Annotated in this window: 14 protein-coding genes, 1 tRNA gene and 1 pseudogene; 8 read left to right on the top strand and 8 right to left on the bottom strand. The window is 65.9% G+C overall.

What is annotated here, in order from left to right:
- Nucleotides 1–3 precede the first annotated feature (3 nt).
- Nucleotides 4–1860 (top strand): alkaline phosphatase family protein, encoded by a 1857-nt coding sequence (locus ACQR0U_RS22275; RefSeq protein WP_434872251.1) that lies wholly within the window; start codon nucleotides 4–6, stop codon nucleotides 1858–1860.
- A 329-nt stretch (nucleotides 1861–2189) separates the two neighbouring features.
- Here ACQR0U_RS22275 and ACQR0U_RS22270 read toward each other — a convergent pair whose 3' ends face one another.
- Together ACQR0U_RS22270 and ACQR0U_RS22265 are read right to left on the bottom strand one after the other, a co-directional pair.
- Nucleotides 2190–2918, bottom strand: a complete 729-nt coding sequence (locus ACQR0U_RS22270) for a hypothetical protein (protein WP_315827866.1) — start codon at nucleotides 2916–2918, stop codon at nucleotides 2190–2192.
- Nucleotides 2919–3114: 196 nt separating this feature from the next.
- The gene (locus tag ACQR0U_RS22265) at nucleotides 3115–3684 is read right to left on the bottom strand and encodes a hypothetical protein (protein ID WP_316170839.1); all 570 of its coding nucleotides are present in this window, start codon (nucleotides 3682–3684) and stop codon (nucleotides 3115–3117) included.
- 365 nt (nucleotides 3685–4049) lie between these two features.
- On the opposite strand from ACQR0U_RS22265, the gene ACQR0U_RS22260 reads away from it, so the two are divergent.
- Nucleotides 4050–4709, top strand: coding sequence for a peroxiredoxin (locus ACQR0U_RS22260; RefSeq protein ID WP_315717694.1), 660 nt, complete (start codon nucleotides 4050–4052; stop codon nucleotides 4707–4709).
- A gap of 108 nt (nucleotides 4710–4817) precedes the next feature.
- On the opposite strand, the gene ACQR0U_RS22255 is transcribed toward ACQR0U_RS22260, so the two are convergent.
- From ACQR0U_RS22255 to ACQR0U_RS22245, 3 genes are all read right to left on the bottom strand, one after another.
- The gene (locus ACQR0U_RS22255) at nucleotides 4818–5219 is read right to left on the bottom strand and encodes a DUF2177 family protein (protein ID WP_315717693.1); all 402 of its coding nucleotides are present in this window, start codon (nucleotides 5217–5219) and stop codon (nucleotides 4818–4820) included.
- 72 nt (nucleotides 5220–5291) lie between these two features.
- Complete coding sequence (locus ACQR0U_RS22250) at nucleotides 5292–7259, bottom strand: DEAD/DEAH box helicase (RefSeq protein ID WP_316186248.1); 1968 nt, start codon at nucleotides 7257–7259, stop codon at nucleotides 5292–5294.
- A gap of 180 nt (nucleotides 7260–7439) precedes the next feature.
- On the bottom strand, nucleotides 7440–7946 hold the full coding sequence (locus ACQR0U_RS22245) for a Spy/CpxP family protein refolding chaperone (protein WP_316175958.1): 507 nt from the start codon (nucleotides 7944–7946) through the stop codon (nucleotides 7440–7442).
- Between ACQR0U_RS22245 and ACQR0U_RS22240 the strand changes: the two genes are divergently transcribed.
- The gene (locus ACQR0U_RS22240; RefSeq protein WP_316170841.1) at nucleotides 7945–8568 is read left to right on the top strand and encodes a DUF6789 family protein; all 624 of its coding nucleotides are present in this window, start codon (nucleotides 7945–7947) and stop codon (nucleotides 8566–8568) included. The genes ACQR0U_RS22245 and ACQR0U_RS22240 overlap by 2 nt on opposite strands.
- Nucleotides 8569–9116: 548 nt before the next feature.
- Nucleotides 9117–9260 (top strand): annotated as a pseudogene (locus tag ACQR0U_RS22235) (C4-dicarboxylate ABC transporter permease); the annotation flags it as partial.
- A 9-nt stretch (nucleotides 9261–9269) separates the two neighbouring features.
- Here ACQR0U_RS22235 and ACQR0U_RS22230 read toward each other — a convergent pair.
- The gene (locus tag ACQR0U_RS22230; RefSeq protein ID WP_315717688.1) at nucleotides 9270–10973 is read right to left on the bottom strand and encodes a methyl-accepting chemotaxis protein; all 1704 of its coding nucleotides are present in this window, start codon (nucleotides 10971–10973) and stop codon (nucleotides 9270–9272) included.
- A gap of 126 nt (nucleotides 10974–11099) precedes the next feature.
- On the opposite strand from ACQR0U_RS22230, the gene ACQR0U_RS22225 reads away from it, so the two are divergent.
- Both ACQR0U_RS22225 and ACQR0U_RS22220 read left to right on the top strand, forming a co-directional pair.
- Nucleotides 11100–12545 carry a cryptochrome/photolyase family protein gene (locus ACQR0U_RS22225; RefSeq protein ID WP_315754802.1) on the top strand — a complete coding sequence of 482 codons (1446 nt, stop codon included), beginning with the start codon at nucleotides 11100–11102 and terminating at the stop codon, nucleotides 12543–12545.
- A gap of 72 nt (nucleotides 12546–12617) precedes the next feature.
- Nucleotides 12618–12911 carry a histone gene (locus tag ACQR0U_RS22220; RefSeq protein WP_315754804.1) on the top strand — a complete coding sequence of 98 codons (294 nt, stop codon included), beginning with the start codon at nucleotides 12618–12620 and terminating at the stop codon, nucleotides 12909–12911.
- Between the two features lie 249 nt (nucleotides 12912–13160).
- Here ACQR0U_RS22220 and ACQR0U_RS22215 read toward each other — a convergent pair whose 3' ends face one another.
- Nucleotides 13161–13604, bottom strand: a complete 444-nt coding sequence (locus ACQR0U_RS22215; protein ID WP_316165043.1) for a hypothetical protein — start codon at nucleotides 13602–13604, stop codon at nucleotides 13161–13163.
- Between the two features lie 221 nt (nucleotides 13605–13825).
- On the opposite strand from ACQR0U_RS22215, the gene ACQR0U_RS22210 reads away from it, so the two are divergent.
- Together ACQR0U_RS22210 and ACQR0U_RS22205 are read left to right on the top strand one after the other, a co-directional pair.
- Nucleotides 13826–14086 carry a hypothetical protein gene (locus tag ACQR0U_RS22210; RefSeq protein WP_315827860.1) on the top strand — a complete coding sequence of 87 codons (261 nt, stop codon included), beginning with the start codon at nucleotides 13826–13828 and terminating at the stop codon, nucleotides 14084–14086.
- A gap of 115 nt (nucleotides 14087–14201) precedes the next feature.
- Nucleotides 14202–14278 (top strand) — tRNA-Arg (locus ACQR0U_RS22205).
- A gap of 119 nt (nucleotides 14279–14397) precedes the next feature.
- Here ACQR0U_RS22205 and ACQR0U_RS22200 read toward each other — a convergent pair.
- A complete protein-coding gene (locus tag ACQR0U_RS22200) occupies nucleotides 14398–24939 on the bottom strand; it encodes a LysM peptidoglycan-binding domain-containing protein (protein WP_434843851.1) in 10542 nt (3513 codons plus the stop codon).
- Nucleotides 24940–24941: the final 2 nt, after the last annotated feature.

The following is a 24941-nucleotide window of genomic DNA, read 5'->3' as shown; positions in this document are numbered from 1 at the left end:
TCAATGCGCCGCCCGCTCGTGCTGCTGTGCGCCGGACTGACCTTGCTGTCGTCCGGAGCCGCATTTGCGCAGAACGCCACCCCCCATAATCTCATCCTGTTCATTCCCGACGGCCTGCGTGCGCTCAAGGTGACGCCGGAGACCGCCCCGGCCATGGCCGCCGTCCGCGACAAGGGCGTCAACTTCAAGAATTCGCACTCGCTGTTTCCGACCTTCACGATGGCCAACGGCTCGGCCATGGCGACCGGCCACTATCTCGGCGACACCGGCACATTCTCGAACACGATCTTCACGGGCTACACCTCGGCGCCGGCCGGCGATACCGTCGTGCCCTTCATCGAGAACGACGCCGTGCTCGGCGACATCGACGAGCATTTCAACGGCGACTACCTCAACGAGGACACGATCCTGAAGCTTGCCCGCAAGGCCGGTTATTCGACCGCCGCGATCGGCAAGCTCGGCCCGACCTATCTGTTCGACCACACCAGCTGCCCTTGCAAGCCCGGCGCGACCTCCTCGATCGTGATCGACGACTCCACCGGCAACAAGAATGGCGTGCCGGTGACCGACGAGGTCAAGGACGCCATGACCAAGGCCGGCCTGCCGCTGGCGACGCCGTCGCGCGGCGACAACGGAAAGGCGGGCGACGCCAAGACGCCAGGCACGACCTCGGCCAACGTCGCGCAGCAGGCCTACATGGTCGACGTCGCCACCAAGGCGGTGCTGCCGATGTTCAAGGCCCGCAACAAGCCGTTCGTTCTGGTGTTCTGGTCGCGCGACCCGGACGGCAGCCAGCACAATCACGGCGACAGCCTCAACACCATCACGCCGGGCATCAACGGCCCGACCTCGATGGCCGGCATCAGGAATGCCGACGACAATCTGGCGGCGCTGCGCAAGGCGCTCGACGATCTCGGGCTTGCCGCCTCGACCAACATCATGGTCCAGGCCGACCACGGCTTCTCGACCATCTCCAAGGAGAGCAAGACGAGCCCGTCGGCCAAGGTCGGCTACGACGACACGCCGAAGGATTTCCTGCCGATGGGCTTCCTGGCGATCGACCTCGCCAAGGCGCTCGATCTGCCGCTGTTCGATCCCAACGACAAGAACGCGGCCGTATCTGAGGGCAAGCACCCGAAGGCCGGCAACGGCGTGCTCGGCAAGGATCCTGCCAAGCCCGACCTCGTCGTCGCCACGAATGGCGGCTCCGACCTGATCTATCTGCCCAACAACGACAGGAAGCTCGCCCGCCGTACCGTCAAGGCGCTGCTGGCGCAGGACTACGTCTCCGGCATCTTCGTCGACGACAAGCTCGGCGAGATTCCCGGCACGCTGCCGCTGTCGCGGATCAACCTGCAGGGCAAGGCGGTGACGCCGCACCCGGCGATCGTGGTCAATTTCCGCTCCTACGTCGCGCCGGACTGCGACCAGCCGTCCAACTGCCAGGTCGAGGTCGCCGACACCGTGCTGCGCCAGGGCCAGGGCATGCATGGCTCGTTCGGCCGCGGCGACACCTACAACTTCATGGCGGCCATCGGACCCGACTTCAAGGCCGGCTTCGTCGATCCCCTGCCCGTCAGCAATGCCGATGTCGGCATCACCGCGGCGAAGCTGCTCGACCTCAAGGTCGCACCGAAGGGCAAGCTGATCGGCCGCATCATGACCGAGGCGATGCCGAACGGCACAACGCCCAAGGCGACGTCGGACGTCATCAAGTCGGACCCGGCCGCCGGCGGCCTGCGGACCGTGCTGAAGCTGCAGCGCGTCGGCACCCAGCGCTATTTCGACGTCGCCGGCTTCCCCGGCCGCACCGTGGGCCTGGACGAGGAAGCGCCGAAGCAGAAGGCGGCGGCGAAGTAGTCAGGCGTTGCGACGCCCGTCCAAGACCAAAAGACTTAGTGCCCCGTGAAAGCGGGGCATTCTTGTTTGCTAGGTCAAAGGCTCCTTCCGCCTTGCAAATTCGCATTGGCACTAGACGACCGTTTCCAAAGTCCTGGCCATATTGATATGGACGTGCAGACCCCCGCTGTCATCGTCCGCGAAGGCGGACGATCCAGTACGCCGTGACGTCTCGGTTCAATATCTTCTGCCGCGGACTACTGGATGCTCCACCTTCGCGGAGCATGACAGCCGTGGAGACGGCGAGAGCTCAACCCAGCAACCACCGTCGGTTCTAAGGAAACACTCGTCTAGCCAGACGCACGGACAGCTATCGTGGTCCGCATGCGCTGCAGTCTGAGCGCAACGAACGAGAAGCCGATCATCAGTCCCGCTGCGAGCGCGCCGGCCGCAGCAAATAGGAAGTACTCCGGAATCATGAGCATCTCGATTGCATAATCATAGTGCTGGCGACTCGCAGTTGCCGTGATGATGTCCCATTCGCGATGCACGGCCGCGACAAAGCTGCCGAGATAGCCGCCCGCGGCCCCGGTCCAGACAAACGCGATCGTGTTGAGCCGATAGAGCCACGCCAGACAAATGGCGACAGACATGATCGCAATCACGATCGCGATGTAGGGCTGCCATTCGAACCCGGATGTCCACTCGAGCATGAGGTATGTCGCCAGGGCAGCAGCAGCGAGCGACAGCAACATTAGCACCACCGAGTGCAAACTCCGCAAACGATCGATGAGACCTCGATCGTTCGAGGTCTGTAAGCCCCAGCGCGCCAGAATAAGCCTCACCTGTGCGGCGCAAATCCCTCCTAAGATTTCCAGCACAAGATCGCCAGAGAACGCGAAGTCCCGCGCGACCGCGAACCAGGCTCCCTTGAGATTCCACAACAGCCATAGTTGGAACAGGATCGGCGCGAACGCGCTCAGGAGCACCCGCGGAACGTAACGCCTGTTCCAGATGTAGGGCAGCGCACATACGAAGCCAAAAAGCCAAGCTTCGAGGCTTCGGATCACGATCTCCACGATATCCCCCGATCTGCGCAATCACGGCAGGTGCACCGGCGCCAGCGGAGTATTTCAATGCCACCGGTCCGCCTCGTCAAGCAGCGGGTCTGCGCCTACAGGAGCCGACGCACGCCACGCATACGCCGAAAAGAAAAGAGCGCGATGATGTCATCGCGCTCCTCGAACTCGGTCTCGTGGATGAGGCGTGCTGCGCCTACATCCCGATGTCGATCATCGACGGCAGTTGCGCCAGCGGCAGCACGGTGACGCCGACGAGCGTCGCGACCATGGCTCTCAGGACGCGGTTGCCCTGGCGCTTGCCGCGCATCTGCTTGGCGACCCATTCCAGCACGTCGGTGCGGACGCCGCGCGCATTGGCCGGCGCCCAGCTCGCGATGTCGGTCTCGGCGGCCAGCGCGACGCTGCGCGGCGGCACCGGCAGGCCGGATGCGGAGGCGGTGTGATGCGCAATCGCCTTGGCGAGCAGGTCCTCGAACCGGCCGTCATCATTGCGCTCGGTCGCGGCCTGGTCGATCGCGAACAGGGCCTCGGCTTCGGCACGGCTCACCGGTGCATCGTTCACCGCAGCGGCGGTCAGGATGCGCGCGCACCAGGCCGCGTCATCGGCATCGAGCACCCGGGAGAAATGCACGCGTCCCGCGGTGGTCGGACCCTCACCGGTGATCACGCCGTCGCGCACGATGCCGAGCGCGAAAGCAGCGGTCTCACAGGAGGACGGTTCGAGACCATCGATGCCGATGGTTTTTGGTGCAGAGGTAGCCATGTTCTCTTCTCAGTTGCTGTGTTGACCCACCTTGTCGGCGCGCGTCTGAACGAGTGGTTAACGGTTCGAAACGCTGCTGTGGGTTTTTGTATCGGTTGCCGATTTGCCGCAGTGACCTCGATCACGGTTCAATGCCGAGGGCCGTCAGGGGGCGGCGTGTTGCGACCGCCAGATGGCGAAATCTGGGCAACCGGTCGTCTCACGGATGTTTCGTCGCAGCCCGGGAACTCAAAAGAAGTTGTTGGCTCCGTGAGTTCCAGAGAAATCTTTTTCTCTTTCTCGTGAGACAGTTCCCTTGAGGAGCAGTATTTCCTATAGTGTTTAGAAGAATTTATTTCCGCCACTGCAATGAATTGAGGACTGCCATGGCTCTCCAGATCGGCTCCACTGCCCCGGACTTCGAGGCGCAAACCACCGAAGGCAAGATCAAATTCCACGACTGGATCGGCGACAGCTGGGCCCTCTTGTTCTCGCATCCGAAGGATTTCACCCCGGTCTGCACCACCGAGCTCGGCGCGCTGGCGCGGCTGAAACCGGAGTTCGACAAGCGCGGCGTCAAGCTGATGGGCCTGTCGGTCGACCCGGTGGAGAACCACGCCAAGTGGTCCGAGGACATTCGCGAGACGCAGGGTGCCGCGCCGAACTACCCGATGATCGGCGACACCGACTACAACGTCTCCAAGCTCTACGACATGCTGCCGGCGGCGATCTCCGGGGATCCGTCCAAGCGCAGCGCGGCCGACAACCAGACCGTCCGCAACGTCTTCATCATCGGGCCCGACAAGAAGATCAAGCTGATCCTGGTCTACCCGATGACCACCGGGCGCAACTTCCAGGAAATTCTCCGCGTCATCGACTCGCTGCAGCTCACCTCCAAGCATCGCGTCGCCACCCCCGCCGACTGGAAGCAGGGTGAGGACGTCATCATCGCCGGCTCGGTGTCCGACGACGAGGCCAAGACGATCTATCCGAACGGCTGGAAGGCGCCGAAGCCGTATCTGCGCGTGGTGCCGCAGCCGAAGTGACGGCGGCAAACGACGTTTAACGACGTCATCCCGGGACGCCTCGCAGAGGCGGACCCGGGATCTCGATAGACTGGGCTCGAACTCTGAGCGCTTCGGGCCGACGCCACTTCAGCCCCGTGGCGTCGCCCAGTCCGCGATCAGCAGCCCGAGTGTCGCCGACACCGCAGTGACGAACACGCCCCAGCTGATGTCGACCGCCACCACCGCCCAGGTCCATTGCTTGAGCATCGCCAGCGACGTCAGCTCGAAGGTCGCGTAGCAGAACAGCCCAAACAGCGCGCCGTAGAGCAAGGTCGAGCGCCATGTCGCGTCGGCCGTCCCGCTGACGAAGATCAGCACGCCCACGACATAGAGCAGATAGAACAGCACCGCCGGCACGGGGCGGATCTCGCCCAGCATCTCGCCGACCTGCGACTGGAAGAAGCCCCTGGCGACGACGCTCAGGAACGGGATGTCGAAGCCGAGCAGCACGGCCAGTGTCGCGAAATACAGAACGGCGTACCGGCTCATGCGCGGCTCCTCCCTGGTAGCTCACCTGCCGATCACGCGGAGCGACGGCAGCCCCCGCCCGGGCCGGGCCGATCAGCCGCGGCGCTTGGCCTTGGCCTTCTTTCCACCCGGCGCCTTGGCCCGCGAGGGTCTGTCTGAATACGTCTGTCCGCCGTGGCTGGACTTGTCGCGATGCTGCTTTTTGTTCGCGAACGCCGGCTGTTGGCCGGGTTTCGCCGGCCCCTCGCGATGCGGCTTGCCACGCGGCTTGGCGTCCCTGCCCCCGCGCGGCTCATCGCGCTGCAGCGGATGGTAGGCCGTCTCGTCCGCCTCGCGCCGCGGCGGCCGCTTGCCGGCGCGCGGCTTGTCCGGCGAGGCCTGCCCCGAGGGCGCGCCCGCCAGCGGCTCGATCCGGATATTGTCCTCCTTGTCGGGACGGCGGATGTTCGCAGTGAAAGCGTCGGCGACGCGCGCGGCGATCTCGAACTCGGTCGTCGTGTCCTGGATCTTGATGGCGCCGATGTCGTGCTTGTCGATGCCGCCGCGGCGGCAGATCATCGGCAGCAGCCAGCGCGCTTCCGCATTCTTCCTGCGCCCGATCGCCGCCCGGAACCAGACGCTCGGCTCGCCCATGCCGTGGCGCGCCGACGGCTTTCCTGTCTTCGTTCGGGGCGCCGGCGGCCGCTCCTCGCCGCGCGCCGGCCTGGCGGTGTCGCGACCGCGATCCTCCCGCGCACGGCCGCGATCCTGACCCGGATCCAGAATGTCCTCGGGTGACGGCAGCCGCGCGCGATAGAGCCGCGCCAATGCGGCGGCGATGTCCTCGGCCGACCGCTCCGCCAGCAGCGCCTGCGCGAGCGCCAGATCCTCCGCCGTCGTCTCCTCGGTGAACACCTGGTCGTGGAGCATGCGCTCCTGATCGAGCTTGCGGATCTCATCAGCTTGCGGCGCCGCGCCCCACGCGGCCTCGATGCCGGCGAGGTTCAGCAGCGTTTCCGCCCGCCGCCGCCGCGCCGGCGGCACCAGCAGCACGCTCACGCCCTTGCGGCCGGCGCGGCCGGTGCGGCCCGAGCGATGCTGCATCACCTCGGGATCGTTCGGCAGCTCGGCGTGGACCACGAGGTCGAGCTTGGCGAGATCGATGCCGCGTGCTGCGACGTCGGTTGCCACGCACACCCGCGCGCGCCCGTCGCGCAGCGACTGCAGCGCCGTGGTTCGCTCGTTCTGGGTCAGCTCACCCGACAGCGCGACGACGGAAAAGCCGCGTTCCAGCAGCGCCGCCTGCAGATGGCGCACCTTCTCGCGGGTGTTGCAGAATACGATCGCGCTCGGCGACTCGTAGAAGCGCAGCACGTTGACGACCGCGTGCTCGACATCGTCGGCGGCGATGCGGATGGCGCGGTACTCGATGTCGGCATGCCCGCCTTCGTCGCCCTCGACCTCGATCCGGAACGCGTCGTCCTGATACTGCTTCGCCAGCGCCACGATGCCGCGCGGGAAGGTCGCCGAGAACAGCAGGGTCCGGCGCGTTTCCGGCGTGGTCTCGAGAATGAACTCGAGGTCCTCGCGAAAGCCGAGATTGAGCATCTCGTCGGCCTCGTCGAGGACCACGGCCTTCAATTCCGAGATGTCGAGACGCCCGCGCCGGAGATGGTCGCACAGCCGCCCGGGCGTGCCGACCACGATATGGGCGCCCGCCTCGAGCTCGCGCTGCTCGCGGCGCGGATCCATGCCGCCGACGCAGGAGACGACGCGCGCGCCGGCGTGCTGATAGAGCCATGCGAGCTCGCGCTGCACCTGCAAGGCAAGCTCGCGCGTCGGCGCCACGATCAGCGCCAGCGGCGCGGTCGCCCGCGCAAACCGCTCGGCCTCGCCGAGCAGGTTCTTCGCAAGCGCCAGCCCATAGGCCACGGTCTTGCCCGAGCCGGTCTGCGCCGAAACCAACAGGTCACGGTCGACGGCGTCATGTGCAAGCACGGCGAGCTGTACGGGCGTCGGAGTCTCATAATTGCGCTCGGCCAGGGCGCGGGCGAGCGGCGGATTCGTCGTGGGAAAGGACAAGTGACCGGAAACCTCGTTTCGATCCGGCTGCTTTACGCCATGCCGCGCCGGAACACGAGGGCCGTGAACGGTCAAATGCCGTCCTGCTCAGTGCGCCCAGCCTGCCCGGACGACACCGATGGTCGACGGCCGCGCGGCCGGGAAGGCGAGACGCGCGGCCACTGCCGCGCCAGGTCTCGGCTACTCGTCGCTCCACGGCCAATGCCAGTGATGCCAGCCCCAGTTGCGCGGACCGCTGGCGTCCATGGCCGCCTTCTGCTTGTCATCGAGCGAGTCGTACAGCGCCTGAAACGCCGGGCGGACGATCTTGATCGCCTGCTGCATCGTGTCGAGGCGCTGTTCCGCCAGTGCGAGGCGGTCGGTCGCCTTGACCGGCGGCGTCGCCGGGCAGTCCTTCGTGATCAGCTCCGCGGCCTTGGCCGATGCCGCCTTGAGATCATCGAGCCGCGCCCGCTGCGTGTCGTTCGGCTTGATGGCGGCCTCGATCTGCGACATCCGCCATTCGGCAAATCCGGCCATGCGGGGATTGCACAGGAAGCCGAAGCCCCGACCGCCCATCATCCCCGGCCCCATCATCATGCCGGGGCCCCACCCTGGTCCGCCCGCGCCCGGCTGGGCAACGCCCGGTGCGGCGGTGACGGTCACGATTGCGGCCGCGAAGACCAGCGCGCGTGGATCTAATCGCATGGCAGAACTCCTTGACGTGGCACCGATGAGTTTGCGCAAACTAAGCGCGCGGCGAGCTTTGATGCTTGAGCGAGATCAACGGATCACTGCAGAGCCATGGCGAATTGAGGAGATGACAACGATACGCAGCTATCGCTGGATATGGACATCGGCGGTCGCATCGGGCTGCGGGACGCTGGCGCATATCGGCCTGATGGAGCTCAAGAGCCGGCTTCACCTGTTGCCGCAGTTCGATCCCGCCACGGCGCTTCTCGACACGCTCTCGCCCCTGTTCGCCCGAGCGATGCATGATGGGGCGCCGCTGTGGTTGCTCTCGCAGCTCAACGGAGCCTTCCTGATCGGCCTGCTGTTCGGGCGCTTCTTCCACCGCCTGCCCGGCGGCAGCGGTGTCGCCAAAGGCTTCCTGCTCGGGCTTGCCGGCTGGTTGCTGCTCGGAATCGGGTTGTTTCCCGCCATCGGCCTTGGACCGTTCGCAACGTCGCTCGGCCTGGGCGCCGGCCCGGCGCTGTTTTCGCTGGCGATGGTCGAGGCGTATAGCGTCGTGCTGGGCGCCGTGTATGCGGCCCTGCAGAGACCGGATCAGAAGATCGAGCCTGGCCGCGGAGACAGCAATCACGCCTGACCGCCGCCGGGAGGTCGGCCGCCCCATTTCGAAAAGGCCGAATTTTTCTCTTTCGTTTTCTCGTAAATCGTGTATGATCCGCGTCGTCCTGCCCCATGCAGAGGGACGTACGCGTCGTCACGAACGTCGGTGCGGGATGCGGTGGCCGCGAACCATGCCGGACGCGCGTTTCGCGCAGACGACCGGCATGATCGCGGACGTGAAGTCGCAGCGTCCTGACACCCCGAAGCTGGTGTCACGTTCGCGACGGCGCTAACGCGCCGCGCGGATCATGGTGGCCAACACGCCCGGCGCACCAGGGAGACTGCGTATAAGCGTGAAGACATCGCGCAGGGAATGCCGGTTGATCGGCTTTGCCTGTGGTACCTGCCGCCTGCATTTTTTTCGCAGGCGGGCCATGGGTGAGGCCTTCACCCGGCATTCCCTGCGCCCTCTCGTTTTGCAGAGGGTGAGCATGCAGCAGAACTCGGGCTGATCATGCCGCGGGAATGCGAGGTCATGTCTTGAGACGCTTGCGCAGATCTCTGTTGTCGTCCCGGGCACCGTCCGTGATCCAGGGCCTGACGGAGGACGGTCTCGGCTACATCGCGCGCGTGACCGCCCCCTACCTCGTCATCATGATCGGCTTCGTGCTTCTGCTCACGCTGTTTCCGGGCATCGTGACCATCCTGCCACGATTGCGCTACGGGTGAGCAGCCGTGTCAGGCCGCGCGCATGCCGTCGAGGAACTTCTGCACCTCGGCCTTCAGCCGAAGGCTCTCGCCGGACAGCGCCTGGGCCGAGGCGAACATCCGGTTGGAGCTTTCGCCGGTCTCGCCTGCCCCGCGCGCCGCGCTGCGGATGTTCTCGACGACCTCTGCGGTGCCGGTTGCGGCCGAGCGGACGCTCTGGGTGATGTTCTGCGTAGCGGCGCGCTGCTGTTCGACGGCGGCGGAGATCGAGGCGGCGATCCCGTTGATGCGCTCGATGGTCGAGCCGATTGCCTTGATGGCGTCGACCGATTCCTGGGTCACGGTCTGCATGTTGGCGATCTGGCTGGAGATCTCCTCCGTCGCCTTGGCGGTCTGGCCGGCCAGGGTCTTGACCTCCTGAGCGACCACCGCGAAGCCGCGGCCGGCATCGCCAGCACGGGCGGCCTCGATGGTGGCGTTGAGCGCCAGCAGGTTGGTCTGCTCGGCGATCGAGGTGATCAGCTTGACGACGTCGCCGATGCGGTTGCCGGCGTCGGACAGCTCCTTGATGCGCTGGTCGGTCGCGGTCGCCTGGTTGACCGCCTCGGCGGCGATGGCGTTGGACTCCTGCACGCGGCGGATGATCTCGGCGATCGAGCCGGACAGCTCGTCCGAGGCAGCAGCCGCAGTGCGGACGTGCTCGGATGCGGTCTCCGACGCGCCGGCCGAGTGGCCGGACAGGTCGGCGGTGGTCCGCGCCGTCTGGGTGAGCTGGCGCGCCTCGCGCTCGAACTCGCCCGACGAGGTCAAGACGTTCTCGATGATGCCGCCGATGCTGGCCTGGAACGAATCGACGAAACGCTGCAGCTCGGCCTTGCGCTGCTCGACAGCCGCTGCGGCCGCAGCGGTCTGCTCCTCGCGCATCCGGCGCCGCTCGCTCGCGGCACTGCGGAACACGACAAGGCTGCGGGCGATTTCACCGATCTCGTCGCTGCGGTCATCGGACTTGATCGCAACGTCCTCGCGGCCCTCGGCGATGGCGGTGAGCGCGTCGGTCACCGCGGCGAGAGGCTTGGTGACGCGGCGAACCGCCAGCATGGTCAAGCCAAGCACCAGCAGCGCGGCGATCGCAGCGGCGACGACCATGGTCCGCATCGCCTGCGACAGCATGGCGTCGAGCTCGGCCATGGGCACGCCGACATAGAGAATGCCGATCACCTTTCCAGCCGGATTGGTGACAGGAAAATAAGCGGTCATGAACGACTTGCCGAACAGCGTCGCGGGGCCCTTGTAGGCCTCGCCGCGCCGCAGCAGCGCCTGCGCCGGATGATCCGCGGCAAGCTGGGTGCCCACGGCGCGGTCGCCATTCTCCTTCTTCACATTGGTCGAGCGGCGGACGAACTGGCCGCTGTCATCAACCACGAACAGCGTGGCGCTGCCGCCGACATAGGACACCGCGCGATCGACGATCGCGTGATCCTTGATCTCGGGAATCGCCGGAATCTCGATGCGCGTAACGACGCCGTTCTGCACGCTGACTTTCGCGTCGCCGAACGTTTCGGTGAACGTCAGCGCGAAGGTGCGCAGATTGCCTTCGATGTCGCGTTTGGCGCGATCCGTGAAATCGGAGGACAGCGACCAGTACGCCGCGCCGACCACGAGAGCTGTGTTCAGGGCGATCACGACAACGGCGCCAATCAGCGCCTTGGTGCCGAGCTTCAATTTGACGGACACGAGATAAACCTTCCAGGGGAACTGCAACTGAATCTCAAACTGCCCGTAGTTGGTTTCAAAGCGGTTATTTTCCGGAGCGTAGAATACCGGAACTCTCGATAAAAACGGCAACAAGATACCCTGATCATGTCCTCCTCCCCCATCATCGTATGGTTTCGCGAGAGCCTGCGGCTGTCTGACCACCCCGCGTTGCATGAAGCAGCGAAGTCGGGCACTCGGATCGTTTGTAGTTACGTCCACGATCAGGAAAGCCCTGGGTTGCGTCCGCTCGGCGGCGCGGCGCGCTGGTGGCTCGCGCAATCGTTGCGTGCACTCGAGGCCGAACTACATGCGCTCGGCGCCGAGCTCGTGATCCGGCGCGGCTCCGCGGCCAAGGTGCTCGGCGAGCTGGCGCGCCAAACCAGGGCCAGCGCGGTGTATTGGAACGATGTCGCGCAGGCCGGCCCCCGCGCCGTGGCTGCCGGCGTCGAAGCAGCACTCGCCGAGATCGGCGTCTCTTCACGCGTGTTTCCCGATGACCTTCTGGTCGATCCGGCCGAGTTGCGCGGCAAGGATGGGCGCGGCCCGCGCGTGTTCACACCGTTCTGGAAGCGTGTGCTCGCTCTGGGTGATCCGCCGAAGCCGCTGCCGCGGCCGGCCCGGCTGTCGCACGCCCCCGGCGGCGCAAGCTTGCCGATCGGTGAGCTCGCGCTCGAGCCGCGCAAGCCCGACTGGGCCGGCGGCCTGCGAGCGTCATGGCAAGTCGGCGAGCGCGCGGCACAGGCGCGCCTCGCCAGCTTTCTCGAAACGGCCGTGCAGACCTATGCCGCCGATCGCGACCGGCCCGACATCGAGGCGACCTCCCGGCTGTCGCCGCATCTGCGCTTCGGCGAGATCAGCCCGCGCCAAGTCTGGCATGCGGCGCGATTTGCCGCCGCCGAGCGTCCAGCTTCCGCCGCCGGCATCGACAAGTTCCTGAGTGAGCTCGGCTGGCGCGAGTTCAGCCGCCACCTGCTCTACAACAATCCCGACCTCGCGACCCGCAATCTGCAGCCGGCCTTCGATGCCTTTCCCTGGGCCCAGGATCATTCAGCGCTGCAGGCCTGGCAGCGCGGGCGAACCGGTTATCCGATCGTTGATGCCGGGATGCGCGAGCTCTGGCATACCGGGAGCATGCACAACCGCGTCCGTATGGTGGTCGCCTCGCTGCTCGTGAAGCACCTTCTGATCGACTGGCGGCTCGGCGAACAGTGGTTCTGGGACACGCTGGTCGACGCCGACCCGGGCAGCAATCCGGCAAGTTGGCAATGGGTTGCGGGATCGGGCGCCGACGCCGCGCCCTACTTCCGCGTCTTCAATCCCGTGCTGCAGGGCGAAAAATTCGATTCTCGCGGGACCTATGTCCGCCGCTGGGTGCCGGAGCTGGCGCGCCTGCCGGCCACGCTGATCCACCAGCCCTGGGCGGCGAAGCCGCTCGAGCTCGCCGAGGCCGGGGTTGAACTCGGCCGCACCTACCCGGCGCCGATCGTGGATCACAAGCCCGGGCGGGAGCGCGCGCTGGCAGCCTACGCGAGCTTGCGCACAAGTGATTAGTTGGGGTGCGCTTTGACAGCACAGAGAATCCAGCTATCGTCGCAGGGTTTCCAACAAATCGGGGGACCCGATATGGACGACACTCCACTCTCTGATCCGACCGTGACCGAGACCAGCATGCCCTCCGAGGCGCCGAAGGATCCGGTGATCACGACGGCGCCTAAGGCCCGACGAGCGGCCAAGAAGACCGCGAAGAAGACCTCCAAGAAGGCTGCACCCAAGCGGGCCGCCGCCAAGGCCAAGAAGGTCGCGACCAAGAAGTCCGCCAAGAAGACCGTGAAGAAGGCGGCCAAGAAAGCTGCGAAGAAGACGGCCAAGAAGGCCACCAAGAAAGCGGCCAAGAAGACGAAGAAGGCCAAGCGCTGATTCTGCCTGGCTCGGGACCGAAGGCGACTCGTCACCTTCGCTGATGGTCTTGGCGAAACAATCCAGTGCCCGGTAGTGGGGACGATCTGGCGCTGGATTGTTTCGTTTGTCGCCGTGCGGTTGGGAGCCGGGACCTGGCATCCGCGGCGCTACGCAGCGACCGGTGATGCCGCGCGGACGCCGGACTGGCTTGCGATCGGATTGCCGGCAGAGGTCTGCTGGGACAGAGATTCAGTGCGGGCGGTGCCGTCACCAGACGTCGGGACAGGGGTCGACGATCTTCCAGAGCTCGATGCCGTTCTTGATCCGCTTCATCTCGGTGGTGAGCCCGCCGTTGCGCCGGATCCAGTCCTTCACCGAATCGGGGTAATAGGACATCAGCTCGGACGTCCCCTCCACGCTGGTGACCTTGATGCCGAACGTGAACGCCTTGTCGTAATAGGCTTGGTGGAAGCCGAGGCTGGCCCTGGGCGTGACGCAGATCCTGTTGAGCGGCACGAAGCCGAAGACGAGCGTGCAGGCGGAATTGCAGATGCCGTCGATGATGACGCGCTGACGCGTTTCCCTGACGTGCCTGTACTTGGCCTTGTACTCTTCGATGTAGCCACCATGGTCACGCGTAATGTGCAAATCCGCACGCGCCGGGCTAGCGGCGACCAGCAGGAGCACGACGCTTGGGATCAGGCGATTCATGGATCGGACGGCAAACCCGGTCTTTTCTGGCGCTGTCGCGACAACGCCTCGGGCCCAATGCACGACGGCACTTGCCGGACCTTGTCATGATCTTCTTAAGCACGCGGAAAAGGCCAAAATTTTGACGGGTTATCGCCTTTTGCGCACCCTTTCCGCCACTTCCGCGTTAGGCTATCAGCCAGACGGCCGGCCTTGACGTCGTTCTCCGGAGAAGAAAAGTCGTGAGCAAGCTCGCATCCCTCGCCGCCGCCTTGATCGTGTCAATTGCCGCCCTGGTGCCGGCCACGTCCGAGGCGCGCAGCCATCATCGGCATCATCGCCACCACCACGGGCTGCCCTACGCCATCAGCTTTCTGCACAATTATGGCCCCGGCCCGCTGCCCGGCACCTTTGCGTTCTATGACGGTCCTTCCACCAACCACTGCTACCAGAGCTCGGCGGCCTATATCGGCCAGGACCGACGCCGGCATCCCTGCTTCTGACGCCATCCATGGACGCCCGGCAGCTTCGGCGAACGACCGTTCATGTCCGGCGGAGGCTGGCCTTGGCCATCCAAGTCTGGTATCCCGGTGACGCGGGAGATTTGGCCCGCATCGCGCGCTCGTAGCTCAGCTGGATAGAGCATCGGATTTCGATTCCGAGGGTCGGGAGTTCGAATCTCTCCGAGCGCGCCAGAGCCTTTGACCAGCCCAACTCCGGCGCCCTGAGCCGGTGCGATCCGACTCTGCGGGCTGGGCCTGTCCAGATGACCTCCCACGGCGGCCGCAGTTGCGATGCCGGGACCGACACGGCCTCAAGCGGTTGTGACCTCGTGAGTGAGCCGGCCGACCTGGATCAACGGCTGCGTCGCATCGCCGACGCCACCGAAGACCTTCAGCTCGATCTCGACGCGGGCACGGCCCGACGTCGTTGGCTTCGTCGTCGCCCGCCACGTATCGATCATCTGCGCGAACGGGGCCACGAAGGGCGGCTTCACGCCCGGATCGACCGCTGACGGGGTCGGCGTCAGCAGGTTGATCGGCAGCCGTACGCGCGGGATCGCCGGCTGGCCGGCCACGATCTCGTAGCTGTACATGCCCTGCATCGCGACCTCGTCGCTGGTGCCGCCATTGCCGCCGGCATAGAGCCCCGCGAAGAACGTCGTCAGGCGCGCGTCGAGGTCACCGGTCGCCCCCGACATCGCGTCGAGCGAGAACGCCGTGTAGTTCAGCTGCGGAACCACTGTGGACGCGAACCGCACCTCCGGCGTCTGGAACAGGAACGCCGGGTTGGTGCTGGTGGTCTTGAGATCTGCCAGCGGGAACAGCGCGAGATTGCGCTGCACGAACACCGACGCCCAGCCGCTCTGGTATAGCAGCACGTCGAGCGGAGCGATCGAAACGGTTCGGGCCGGCAACCCACGTGCCTCCTCTTCGCCGAGATAAACCGTCTTGCCGTCGACCTGACGCGCATAGACGTAGGCGATCTGCACGCCGACGGGCAGCTCTGCCGGAGGCACGGCCTGGGGCGTATAGAGCTCGGGTGCAATCGCGATCGCGGGCGCCGGAAGCGTGGTCGTGCCGTTCGAGATCGTGTTGGCCGCTGCATTCCAGCTCGCCGCCGTTCCATCGATGGTGATGTTGACGAGATTGGTGCGCGCGTGCCCGTCGCTGGTGCTGTCGAGCGTCGACAGAAACTTCACGATCACATGCGCCGGTACGACCGCCAGCCTTGCAGGCCCGACCGTCTCCCGCGCATAGGCATCCGCGATCTGCCTGGTCTCCAGCGCAAAGGCGGCGGTCGCCTTGCGCGCGGCAGCCAGCGTCGCCGGATCCGGCTCGGCGCCATCGATGCCGACCAGATACTGGTTGAGGTCGCGCAGGATCGCCGGATAGTTGGTGACGAATTGAGCGAGCGCGGTGAACAGGTCGGGCTCGCCGCTCAACCTGGCCGAGCCGCGCAGCGTCGGCTCGGTCGGCCGGTTGAACTCCATCGTGCAGGACACTGCGTCGGCTGCCGCCTGCTGATAGAGGTAGTCGAACGAATAACCCCAGGCATTCAGCTTCGATGGATCGGTCGTGCCCTCGCCGGTAAGCTGCCGCGCCTGCTGCGCGGAGACCGTCGGCGGCGTCGGCAGATCGCGGTTGACCACGGGAATGTTGGTGACCTGCGTCCCCAGCGGATAGCTGAATGGCCCGTTGACGAAGGCGAGCCATCGCGAATCGACATAGCCGTCGATTCCGGGGACGGTACGCCGCTCGAATTCGAGATGAGTGAGCGAGAGCGTGAGCTCGAGCGGCACATAGGCCTGGTCGACGACGTTCTTGGTGGCGAACACGAAGGCCAGCCGCGAATCGTACCAGGTCTTGCTGGCGGGATCGTAGACTTCGCCGAGCGGGACGCGCGTCGGCGTCAGCGTGAAATTCTGATTGTCCGCGGCGCCCTTGATGCTGCCGCCCGGCTGACCGTAGAGGTTCGGCGGACCGGCCGGGTTGCTATCGCCTCCGCCGGTCACCTCGGTCAATCCGAACACGACGGCCGCACCGGCCCGATAGGCTGCGCCAAGCTGATTGAGCAGCTGCTGGCGCAGCTTCTCGCTGGCGGCGAATCCGGTTGAAGGATCGCCCGCGCTGGTCGACAGCACCGGCAGCGTCTTCAGGCTGATCGTATCGGCCAGCGATTCCTTGGTCGACAGCACGCTTCCCAGCGAACCGTCCTTGAGCGGATCGGTCACCCCGTCGATCCGGTCGAGGATGAACGCGTGCGGCGCGTAGTCGGCCGACAGGAACTGATCGATGGCATCCAGCGCGCTCTGGAACCATTGGTTCAGATCGACACCGTCGAGATGCAGCGTGTCGGTGTCGCCGCTGTCATAGCGCGTGATCGTCGCATCGCCGCTGGCAAGCGCCTTGGCGATCGGCTTCGGCGCGAAATAGCTCGGTGACGTGCCCAGCTTGAAATGGATGCCCTGCCCGGCCGCCTTGCCGAAGCGGACGGCCCAGAGCTGCTGAGCGCCGTCGGCCGCATCCTCACCGTCGCGGGACAGGCCCTGCCCGACCTTGAGATACCAGTCGGCGGTGACGAAGACCGTTTCGACGATCTTGCTGAACTCCGTGTAGGATACATTGCCGTCGCCGTCGGCACGCGGCAGGATCGCCGCGGCCACGCCGGTGCCGCCCTGCAACGCCGCCACCGCCGGGTCGACCAGCAGCGGATTGCGGCTGAACGTGAGCGTGACATCGAGCTCGAGGATGTTGCCGGCGGCGATCGCATTGACGTCGACCGGAAGCGACAAGGTCACAGCCGGGGCTGCGGGCGCCTGGCCGCGCGTCACGAGCTTCAGATACAGCACGCACGCGCGCACATAGCCGCGAATGATGTCCGCCTGCGCATCGCCAAGATCCACATCGGGCTTTGCCATCAGCGAATTCGACAGCCGCATCGCCACCGCGTTACCGGAGACGCCCGGCACGGGAACGGCGACATCGGCGGAATAATCCTGATGCAGCTGATAGTAGATCCGGGTGTAGAGCGAGAGATCGTCGGCGGCCCGCGCCGCACCGTCCGGCCCGGCATAGGCGGCGGCGTTGAGGGACAATGCAAGCTTGAACGCGGCACCGCCCGCCGCGTCATAGCTGTAGCTGGCATTGGTATTGATCCAGGACCCCAGCCCGATCAGCTCATCGCGGTACAGCATCGACACCGCAGCCCCGTTGAGCGCGCCGCGGTACCCTTGCGGCGGCGCCTCGAACGGTGTCACCGTGGTGTTGCCGAAGATGTCGCGCCATTGCAGCGCGACCTGCGCCATGGTGCCGACGCCGAGATAGGGATTGGCCGCCTTCGGCGGCAGATCCGGATCAGACGGGTCCGGCGCGGCGTTGACCAGCGCGAACTGCGCACCAATGCCGATCGACTGGCGATAGTCGAGATCAGCGATCGCAACCTGCGCCAGGCGGTCGCCGCGCGTCCGCGCCGAGCGCGCATGGCTCTCGAACGCACTGGACTCATCGTCGTCATGGTCCTGGGGACCGAACGGCATGCCCAGCGGAGTAGCCTTGTAGAAGACGTTGCCCGCGAGCCCCGCGGCCAGCGAGGTGTAGAGCTGATACATCGTCTTCTTGGCAAAGTCCGGCGCCGCTGGATCGTCCGGCGGCAGGCCGAGATTGTCGCGCGTCAACGAGAACCCGATGTTCTGCGGTGGCAGCTGGTCGCGCAGGGAGAACAGCTGCGGATCGAGATCGAGCACGGCATTGACCGGGAACAGCCCGGGCGCTGCGCTGGCGCCACGGGCGATCAGGTCGACATCCAACCCGTAATAGGAGGCCATGCTGGCAAAGCTCATCCCGGGCGCGGCCGAGGAACTGACCTGATAGGCCAGCGGCGGGATGTAGAACACGGCGGCCAGCGCAACAGCGACTTGTGGATTGAATGCGGCGATGTCCTGGCCGGTGATCGGATGGACTGCACCGGCCGAGAACAGTCTGGCGAGCTTGTCGAGCGTGGCCTGCGCGTCGATGGCCCCCCCGGTGCCGCGAACCAGATCCGCGTCGGTCAGTTGGCGCACCGCGCCCACGATCGGCACCAGCGCGTCCGCGGCGAGCGGCTTGGTCGCGTTGACTTCGGCGATCCGCCCTGGCCCGGGGCCGTAGATCGCCGCGAGCGCATCGAGCGATGCTCCCGCCGCAACCGGTGCCGTCTGGGCGGTCGAGGCGAGCGACACCGTCTGTACCAGATCGCTCTGCGGATCGACAGCGTCGGTCGTCACGAAGGCGTTGACGAAGTCGGGAAGCGTGGTGCCGAAGGACTCGCTGCCCTGCGCCGCGAACGTCACGACCATTGTCACAATACCAGAGCCGGAGGAATCGAAGACGGCCGCCGGCAGGCCTTCCTCGCTTTCGACGTTCTCGTAGTAGAGATAGTAGCCGCCGCTGCGGACCGTGCTGAGCTCCCACATCAGGCGGATGAACTGCGCCGGCGAATTGGCAATGCCGCGCGGCGGAGCGTCCTCGGCGCTCAGCATCAGGCGCAGCGCCGCCGCAGGATTGGTCTCGGTCGACAGGTTGGTCTGGGTGATAAAGGCGAGGAAGTCGGCGTCCGCAGGCGTCACCAGCATCGGCGCGCCGGGTCCGGACTGGTTGTAGAGCAGGAAGACGGCGGAGGCGATGCCTTCGCCCAGCGCATCCATGGCGGTCAGGATGCGCTGCAGCCGCACCGCGTCCTCCGAGCTGGGTCCGACGAGCTCATAGACGAACGGCAGCGACGGCGCCGATGCCGGACCGCTCGGCAGATCGCCTGCGCCGGTGCCCTGAGCAGCCAGCGCCGCCGCGTCCGGCAGACGCTTGATCTCAATATCGAGCCGCGTGCACCAGGCCCAGCGCCCCAGGTCCGCATAGTCTGTGCGTCCGGTCGCGGGATTGCTGCGCCCGGTCTGCGGCTGGAACTTCGGCAGCAGCGCAAAGGTCGAGCGGAGATCCGGCATGACAGCGCGGATCGACTGCTCCCGCGTGGCGACCAGATTGGTCTGCGCCGGCGGCAGGCTCCATAGCGTCGGCTGCACCTGCGCGCCGGCATCGGCCGCCGCGGCCACGCCGCTGCGGTTCGTCAGAGCCAACAGGCTCGCGACGGATCCGCTCGACCAGCGCGCGTAGCCGCTGGCGGTAAACGGCCGCGGCTGACGCTCGGCGAGCGGCAGCGCCGCAAACGTCGGGCTCGGGACGAAATTGCCCGGCGCCCTGGCCCAGCTGACGACGACGTTCAGCCCGGCATAGGCCTGACTCAGATCGACGTCCATGCTGAGGTCGGTGGTGTCGTTCAGCAAGATGAAATCGAGCGGGACGCCGTGGCTCTGAGTCTCGCGTGCGAAGCCGACCTTGTAGCTCGTGGCAGAACTGGGCGTCGGGAATTGCTGGCCCGTGAGCTGATAGACGCCGTAGCCCGATTGCGTCCTCGGATAGAGGAACGCAGGCGACAGGGTCAGTCCGTCCCGGACCGGCAGCCGCAATCCATAGACCAGGAAGCGCGAGACCATGCCGGCGGTCTGCCCGACCTGGCCCGTGGCCGCGATGGCCGACCACAACGCGCCGACCGACAGGGCCTGAAGACTGCCGACCGTGAGCAGGCCGCGCTCCGCCTGCACCGAGAACAGGCCGGCGACGCCGCGATTGGCGTCCGCCACCGCAACCGCAGTGGTCTGGAACAGGTTCGCGACCGTCGACAAGGTATCGGATGACGGGCCGGAGGTCCCTGCGGTCCTGTAGGCGATCGGCCAGATCGCGAGCGGCAAGGTCGGCTGCAGCAGGCCGGCGACGCCGTAGAGCACGCTCTGTGCAGCGAGCGCGTCGATCGAGATCGCGCCGAGCTGCAGCGCGATGTCGTCGAAGCTGTCGCCCTGCCGCGTCACACAGATCTGCTCCTGGCCGTGGCTGTTGGTGAGCAGCAGGACGACGCCGCCCTGCAGCATGTGACGGGCCCGGTTGGCCACGATCAGGCGGTCCGGCGTCGTGATCCAGCGCGGCGGCAACGCCGCATCGGAATAGCGGCCGGCGATGCCTTGCAGGGTGTCCCCGCTCTGCACCACATATTCGAGGCCGTCGATATGCAGGGACAGCCCGGCCCCCAAGGCATGGTCGACATTGGGCTGTACGATATCCGCAATCGTCAAGGCGTTGCCGGCGATCCCGTTGAGCTCATCGAGAACAGCACCGATGCTGCTCGTCGGGGTCAGCGGATAGGCATAGCTCTGCAGCGCGTCGGCCGCGGCCTGGAGCAGTTGGCGCGCGATCAGCGTGAAGGTGTCGACGAACACCAGGGCCGCCATCGACTCCGCCGAGCTCGCATCGGTCTCCGCGGCAAGCCGGCGCGTTTCCTTGTTCTGGGCCTCGATGTTCGCGGCGACCTGCGCGAATATTTTGCTGACCGCGGTCGCGTAGCCGGGCGTGGCCGTGGTGTAGGTCTCGAACGCGATCGGCGAGGTCTGGCCACCGGACATGCCGGGGACCTGCAGCTTCAATCCGTCGAACACCGGAAACAGCACCGAACCGGCATCGAGCTTGGTCTTCAGCCCCGACGATTGCGCCGTCGCCGGATTGAAGATGTCGAGCGTGAAGCCGTCGGCCAGGAACTGCAGCAGGCCCTTGATCGACAGGAACGGATCGGCCGTGTCAGCGAGACGCGCGACATAGGCCTCGAGCTGGGTGAGCGTCACCGACATGGCCAGCGTCTCGGCGAGCTCGGCCGCATCCCCGCTCTCGTTTCCCAGTGCGTCGATGATCCAGGGGAAGTAGACCTCGGCCAGCACATCGAAGGACGTCTTGGTGGCGGACGGCGCGCTCGCCGCGGCATCCGGCGCGTCCATTGCGAGCAGGAGCACGAATGCCCCCTGGTTCGAGGCTGCGTCTGTGGCTGCCTCCGGAGCAAGCACGGTGTACTGCGCGCCCGCCATCAGCGACAGCTTCGGCTTGTTGCCATCTGCGGCGGCAAGGCCCATCCGGCGGGCGCTAGCGGGCCCGAGCCGCTTCGGTCGCGGCTTCAAGCTGCGCGCCAGCCGCATGGCCGCGTCCGGTCCGCGCGCGTGAGCCCGCTGCATCAGCAGCGCGTCGGCGCGTGCCCCCTGAACCTCCCATGGCGCCGTGCTGGTCTGTCCGATCACGAAGGTCGCAGAGACCTGGGCCGAGAACGACAGGCTGATGGAGATCGAGAACAGGCCGAGATTGATCTTGACCTTGAGGCTGATCGTCACGCTCGCGTTGGCGACCACCGGAATCTCGCGATAGCTCTCATAGGTGAGCTGGATCGACAGCACGATCTTGACATTGACCGAGGCTGAAATGATCGCGAAGTCGACGCTGCCATACAGCAGGCCGATGATGCCGACCGTTCCCGACAGCTTGAAATAATAGTCGCTCTGCAGCGCGCTGCTGCTGGCGCGCGATGCCAGCGTGCGCGCGGGGTCATAGGGATGCCACGGCGCCACGACGCCTTCGACGATGCCGAAGACGGTGAGCGCAAAGCCCGCCTTCAGAGGCCCCTTCTCGAAATTGTAGCCTAGACCGAGCTGCAGCCCGATGCCGAACTCGATGACGGGATCGAAAGTGCCGAGGTTGGTCTTCGGGATCTTGGTCGAGGTCGCGTTAGACAGTTTGCCGATGTAGAAGCCGCCCGCGCCCAGCACCGGCACGCCGTACACGATCACCGAGATCGAGAAGGAGCGGCGGAAATCGAGATTGTACGGGAAGCCGATGTCGATGAAGAAATCGCCGTTGGTGTAGACCTTGATCCCGAGCTGCGGCAGCGTGATCGACACCGCACCGAAATTGAGGTTGCGGATGATGTCCGGGAAGGTGAAGTCGATCTGGTAGACGCCGATGTCGTCGGTGATCTTCTTGTAGAGGATGTCGACGACGAGGTTGGCGAGCCCGCCCATCTTCTCGCCGGCGAGTGCCAGCCGCAGGCCGTAGAGATTCGGGTCGTTGAACACCAGCATGGCATCGATCGACCAGGCGCCGGCCACCTTCATCAGGCCGAGATGCCCGGCAATGAGCCAGTTGTTGGACTGGTCGTAATAGGGCAGTCCGGGCGTCCCGCCGTCGTCCGCATTGGGATCGACCGGATTCATCTTGCCCGTCGTGCTGGGGACAGACTGCAGTGCGCAGATCACCTCCTTGGTACTGTTGAAGCTGGAATGGCCGGTGATGCCGATGCGCTGCCCGAGCACCAGCAGGAACAGCTTGAACCATTCCTCGCCCCGGCCGGGCACCGACGGCAGGTTCTGCACGTCCTGCCCCTTGGCCGGATCGAGCAGATTCTTGAACGCCGGATCGTCGGCGACCAGTGGGCTCGAGCCCTCGATGGCGAGCGTCACCTTGCCGTCGGTGCCGCGACGGAAGGTCAGCGCGGTGATGCTGATGAAGCCGAGATTGATCGGGCTCGACAGCTCGTAGCTGGCCGACAGGCGCTGCGAGAAGCTCTCGCCGCTCTTGAGCGAGACGTTGACACGCAGCGCATCGAGCGAGATCTGGTTGAGCAGGTCCCATGGCGAATCCAGCGTGAAGTAAGGATTGCCGAGCGTACGCACCAGCGCCTGCACCAGCGAGCCGATGCTCCAGCCCTTGAGGCTGAACGTGACCAGCTCCTTGCCGCTCTCCCAATCCGCTCGAAAGCCCTCCCACTCGACGAACAGAATGTTGTTGGAGCCCGCCTCCGTCGTCTCGAACTCATAGCCCATCGTGAGTTTGAGGTTGATCGCCGAGTAGATCCAGGTGCCTTGCGCGAAGCCGGAGAACTGCTGCTGGGCCGGCTTCTGGCCGTCATAGCTGACGCCGAGCCGCGCCGGATCGATGCCGACGGTCTGATCGCCGAAGGCGAACGTCCAGCTGAAGCCGACGGTGATGTCGTAGCTCGTCTTCAGCTCGCCCTGCTCGGCCGGAATGGTCGCGGTGATCGCGAATTCGGAGATGATGAGGTCGCCGGGCAGGAAGCTCGGGAAACCGTAGGCGCTGCCGGGCGAAAAGAACTGGTTGATCAGGTCCGAGACCTCGAGCGGTTCCTCCAGCGAGGCGGCGAGGTCCCACCGCTTCGGCGTTTCGAACCCGTCATAGGTCACGCTGACCTTGGTGTGCAACGGGCCGACATCGAGGAAGCCTCCGACGCTCGACTTCCATTGCGTCTGCGAGGCGGTTTGCAGCGCGCCCCCTCGCGAGGTCCGCAGCATCGGCAGCGGCGCCGCCCGCAGCAGCGTCGTCGCATTGCCCCCGTCTGGCGTCTGCGTCGGAGTCTGCGCCGCGATCGAGACCGTCCCCTCTCGCACGGCAAGGATCGGCTGGTTGTTGATCTTGAGCAGATTGAGCGTGAGGCTGAAGCCGGCGTCGAACTGAAAGCTCTGCGCGCCGTAGTCGACCGCGACCGCGATGTCGCCAAGCTCGAAATCGCCGACATTCTCGACGTCGAGCACGACGGCACCGCCGGACAGTGCCGTCAGGAAGTCGCTCAGCTTCGCGGTCCCGGCGAAGGATGCGAAGAACTGCTTCGCGGAGGTGAACTGGACGGTGAACACGCCGTCGCCCTCGCCGTCGGGCCCCTTGAAGACGCTCGGCGCCAGTACGAACTCGGTCGTGAAGTCGTAGGTCTGTTGCCGCTTGGTGCCGTCGAACGGATAGGCCATCGACCATTGCAGCGCGAAGCTCGTGATCTTGAAGTCGAGCACCCCGGTCGGCGGCAGGATCTGCCAGCTCGTATCCTTCGAGCTGCCGATCTCGATCGAGACCGCCGTGATCGTCGGCGAGCGGCCGAGCGTGCCGGCGATCGAGAAGCCGTTGAGACCGACAAAGGCGAGGAACTGCTGCAGCACATCGGGAGTCGCGGCGAGATAGCCGCCATTGCCGCCCATCACCTCGATCACCGTGGCCGGCGTCAGCGGCGCGCCGCCTTCGACGACGGCAAGTGCCACCGAATAGTTGGCATCGGCGCCGGGTGTGATCTCGACGTCGAGCTGATAGGAGCCGGTGCTGCCGACGTCGAACTGCGAGGAGATCGCGAGCGTCGGCGCCTGATCTCCGGCATCCGGATCGGCGGGATCGGCCAGCACCAGCACGCCGTCGACCTCATCGGCGCCATCGGGCGCGGGAATGGTCAGAGCGAGGCTCGGATCCCTGACCGTGAACTGCGACGCGAGCTTGAACGTGCCGTCCTGGATCCCGGCCCGCAGCTGCCCCGGCGGGAACAGCACGGTCTCGCCGTTGAAGATGCCCATGTTGAGCGCGCCGCTCAGCAGCAGATCGCCGGTCGGCGCGGTGAGGCCTGGAAACAGCAGCAGGAACGGCTTGGCGACATCCGGCAGAGCGACCTTGGCAACGAAATTCTGCACCGCGCCGCCGCTCACGGCACGCCCTGCGGAGTCACCATACGGGTAGGTGCCGGTCGCCGTCGAGAACACGAAGCTGACGTTCTTCAGGGTGCCGAACTGATTGAACGGGAAGCCGCCCATGAAGGCGAAGCTGCTGGTCCAGGTCCAGTTCGATGGCGTCGCCTCGACCTGCACGATCAGTTGGTCGCCGTCCACGGTGAAGACAAGCGTGGCCTTCGCGGCCAGCGGAGCCGAGGCGCCGATGAACGGGATCGTCGCCGACTGCACCGTGAACGCCGTCCCTTCGACGGGCCCGACATCGGATTTTGCCACCGTCACCTTGAAGTCGGCCGCGGCCTTGAGGAAGAAGGCCTGGCTCAGCCAGGCGTCGTAGTCTGCGGGGACCTTCACGGCGGGATCAGCGAGGCCCGCCGTCAGGAAGGCGGCATCGAGCGCGAAGGCGGTGTCGCCGGCGGCGGCTTCGACAGCGGCACGGAGATTGTCGATAGCGCTCATCA

Source organism: Bradyrhizobium sp. HKCCYLRH3097 (genome assembly GCF_051167875.1).
GTDB lineage: Bacteria > Pseudomonadota > Alphaproteobacteria > Rhizobiales > Xanthobacteraceae > Bradyrhizobium.
This window is presented reverse-complemented; position numbering and strand designations above follow the sequence as displayed.

Coding starts and splice junctions, on each gene's coding strand:
- ACQR0U_RS22275 (WP_434872251.1), top strand. CDS start 4: ATGCGCCGCCCGCTCGTGCTGCTGTGCGCCGGACTGACCTTGCTGTCG.
- ACQR0U_RS22265 (WP_316170839.1), bottom strand. CDS start 3,684: ATGGCTACCTCTGCACCAAAAACCATCGGCATCGATGGTCTCGAACCG.
- ACQR0U_RS22260 (WP_315717694.1), top strand. CDS start 4,050: ATGGCTCTCCAGATCGGCTCCACTGCCCCGGACTTCGAGGCGCAAACC.
- ACQR0U_RS22255 (WP_315717693.1), bottom strand. CDS start 5,219: ATGAGCCGGTACGCCGTTCTGTATTTCGCGACACTGGCCGTGCTGCTC.
- ACQR0U_RS22240 (WP_316170841.1), top strand. CDS start 7,945: ATGGCAGAACTCCTTGACGTGGCACCGATGAGTTTGCGCAAACTAAGC.
- ACQR0U_RS22245 (WP_316175958.1), bottom strand. CDS start 7,946: ATGCGATTAGATCCACGCGCGCTGGTCTTCGCGGCCGCAATCGTGACC.
- ACQR0U_RS22225 (WP_315754802.1), top strand. CDS start 11,100: ATGTCCTCCTCCCCCATCATCGTATGGTTTCGCGAGAGCCTGCGGCTG.
- ACQR0U_RS22220 (WP_315754804.1), top strand. CDS start 12,618: ATGGACGACACTCCACTCTCTGATCCGACCGTGACCGAGACCAGCATG.
- ACQR0U_RS22215 (WP_316165043.1), bottom strand. CDS start 13,604: ATGAATCGCCTGATCCCAAGCGTCGTGCTCCTGCTGGTCGCCGCTAGC.
- ACQR0U_RS22200 (WP_434843851.1), bottom strand. CDS start 24,939: ATGAGCGCTATCGACAATCTCCGTGCCGCTGTCGAAGCCGCCGCCGGC.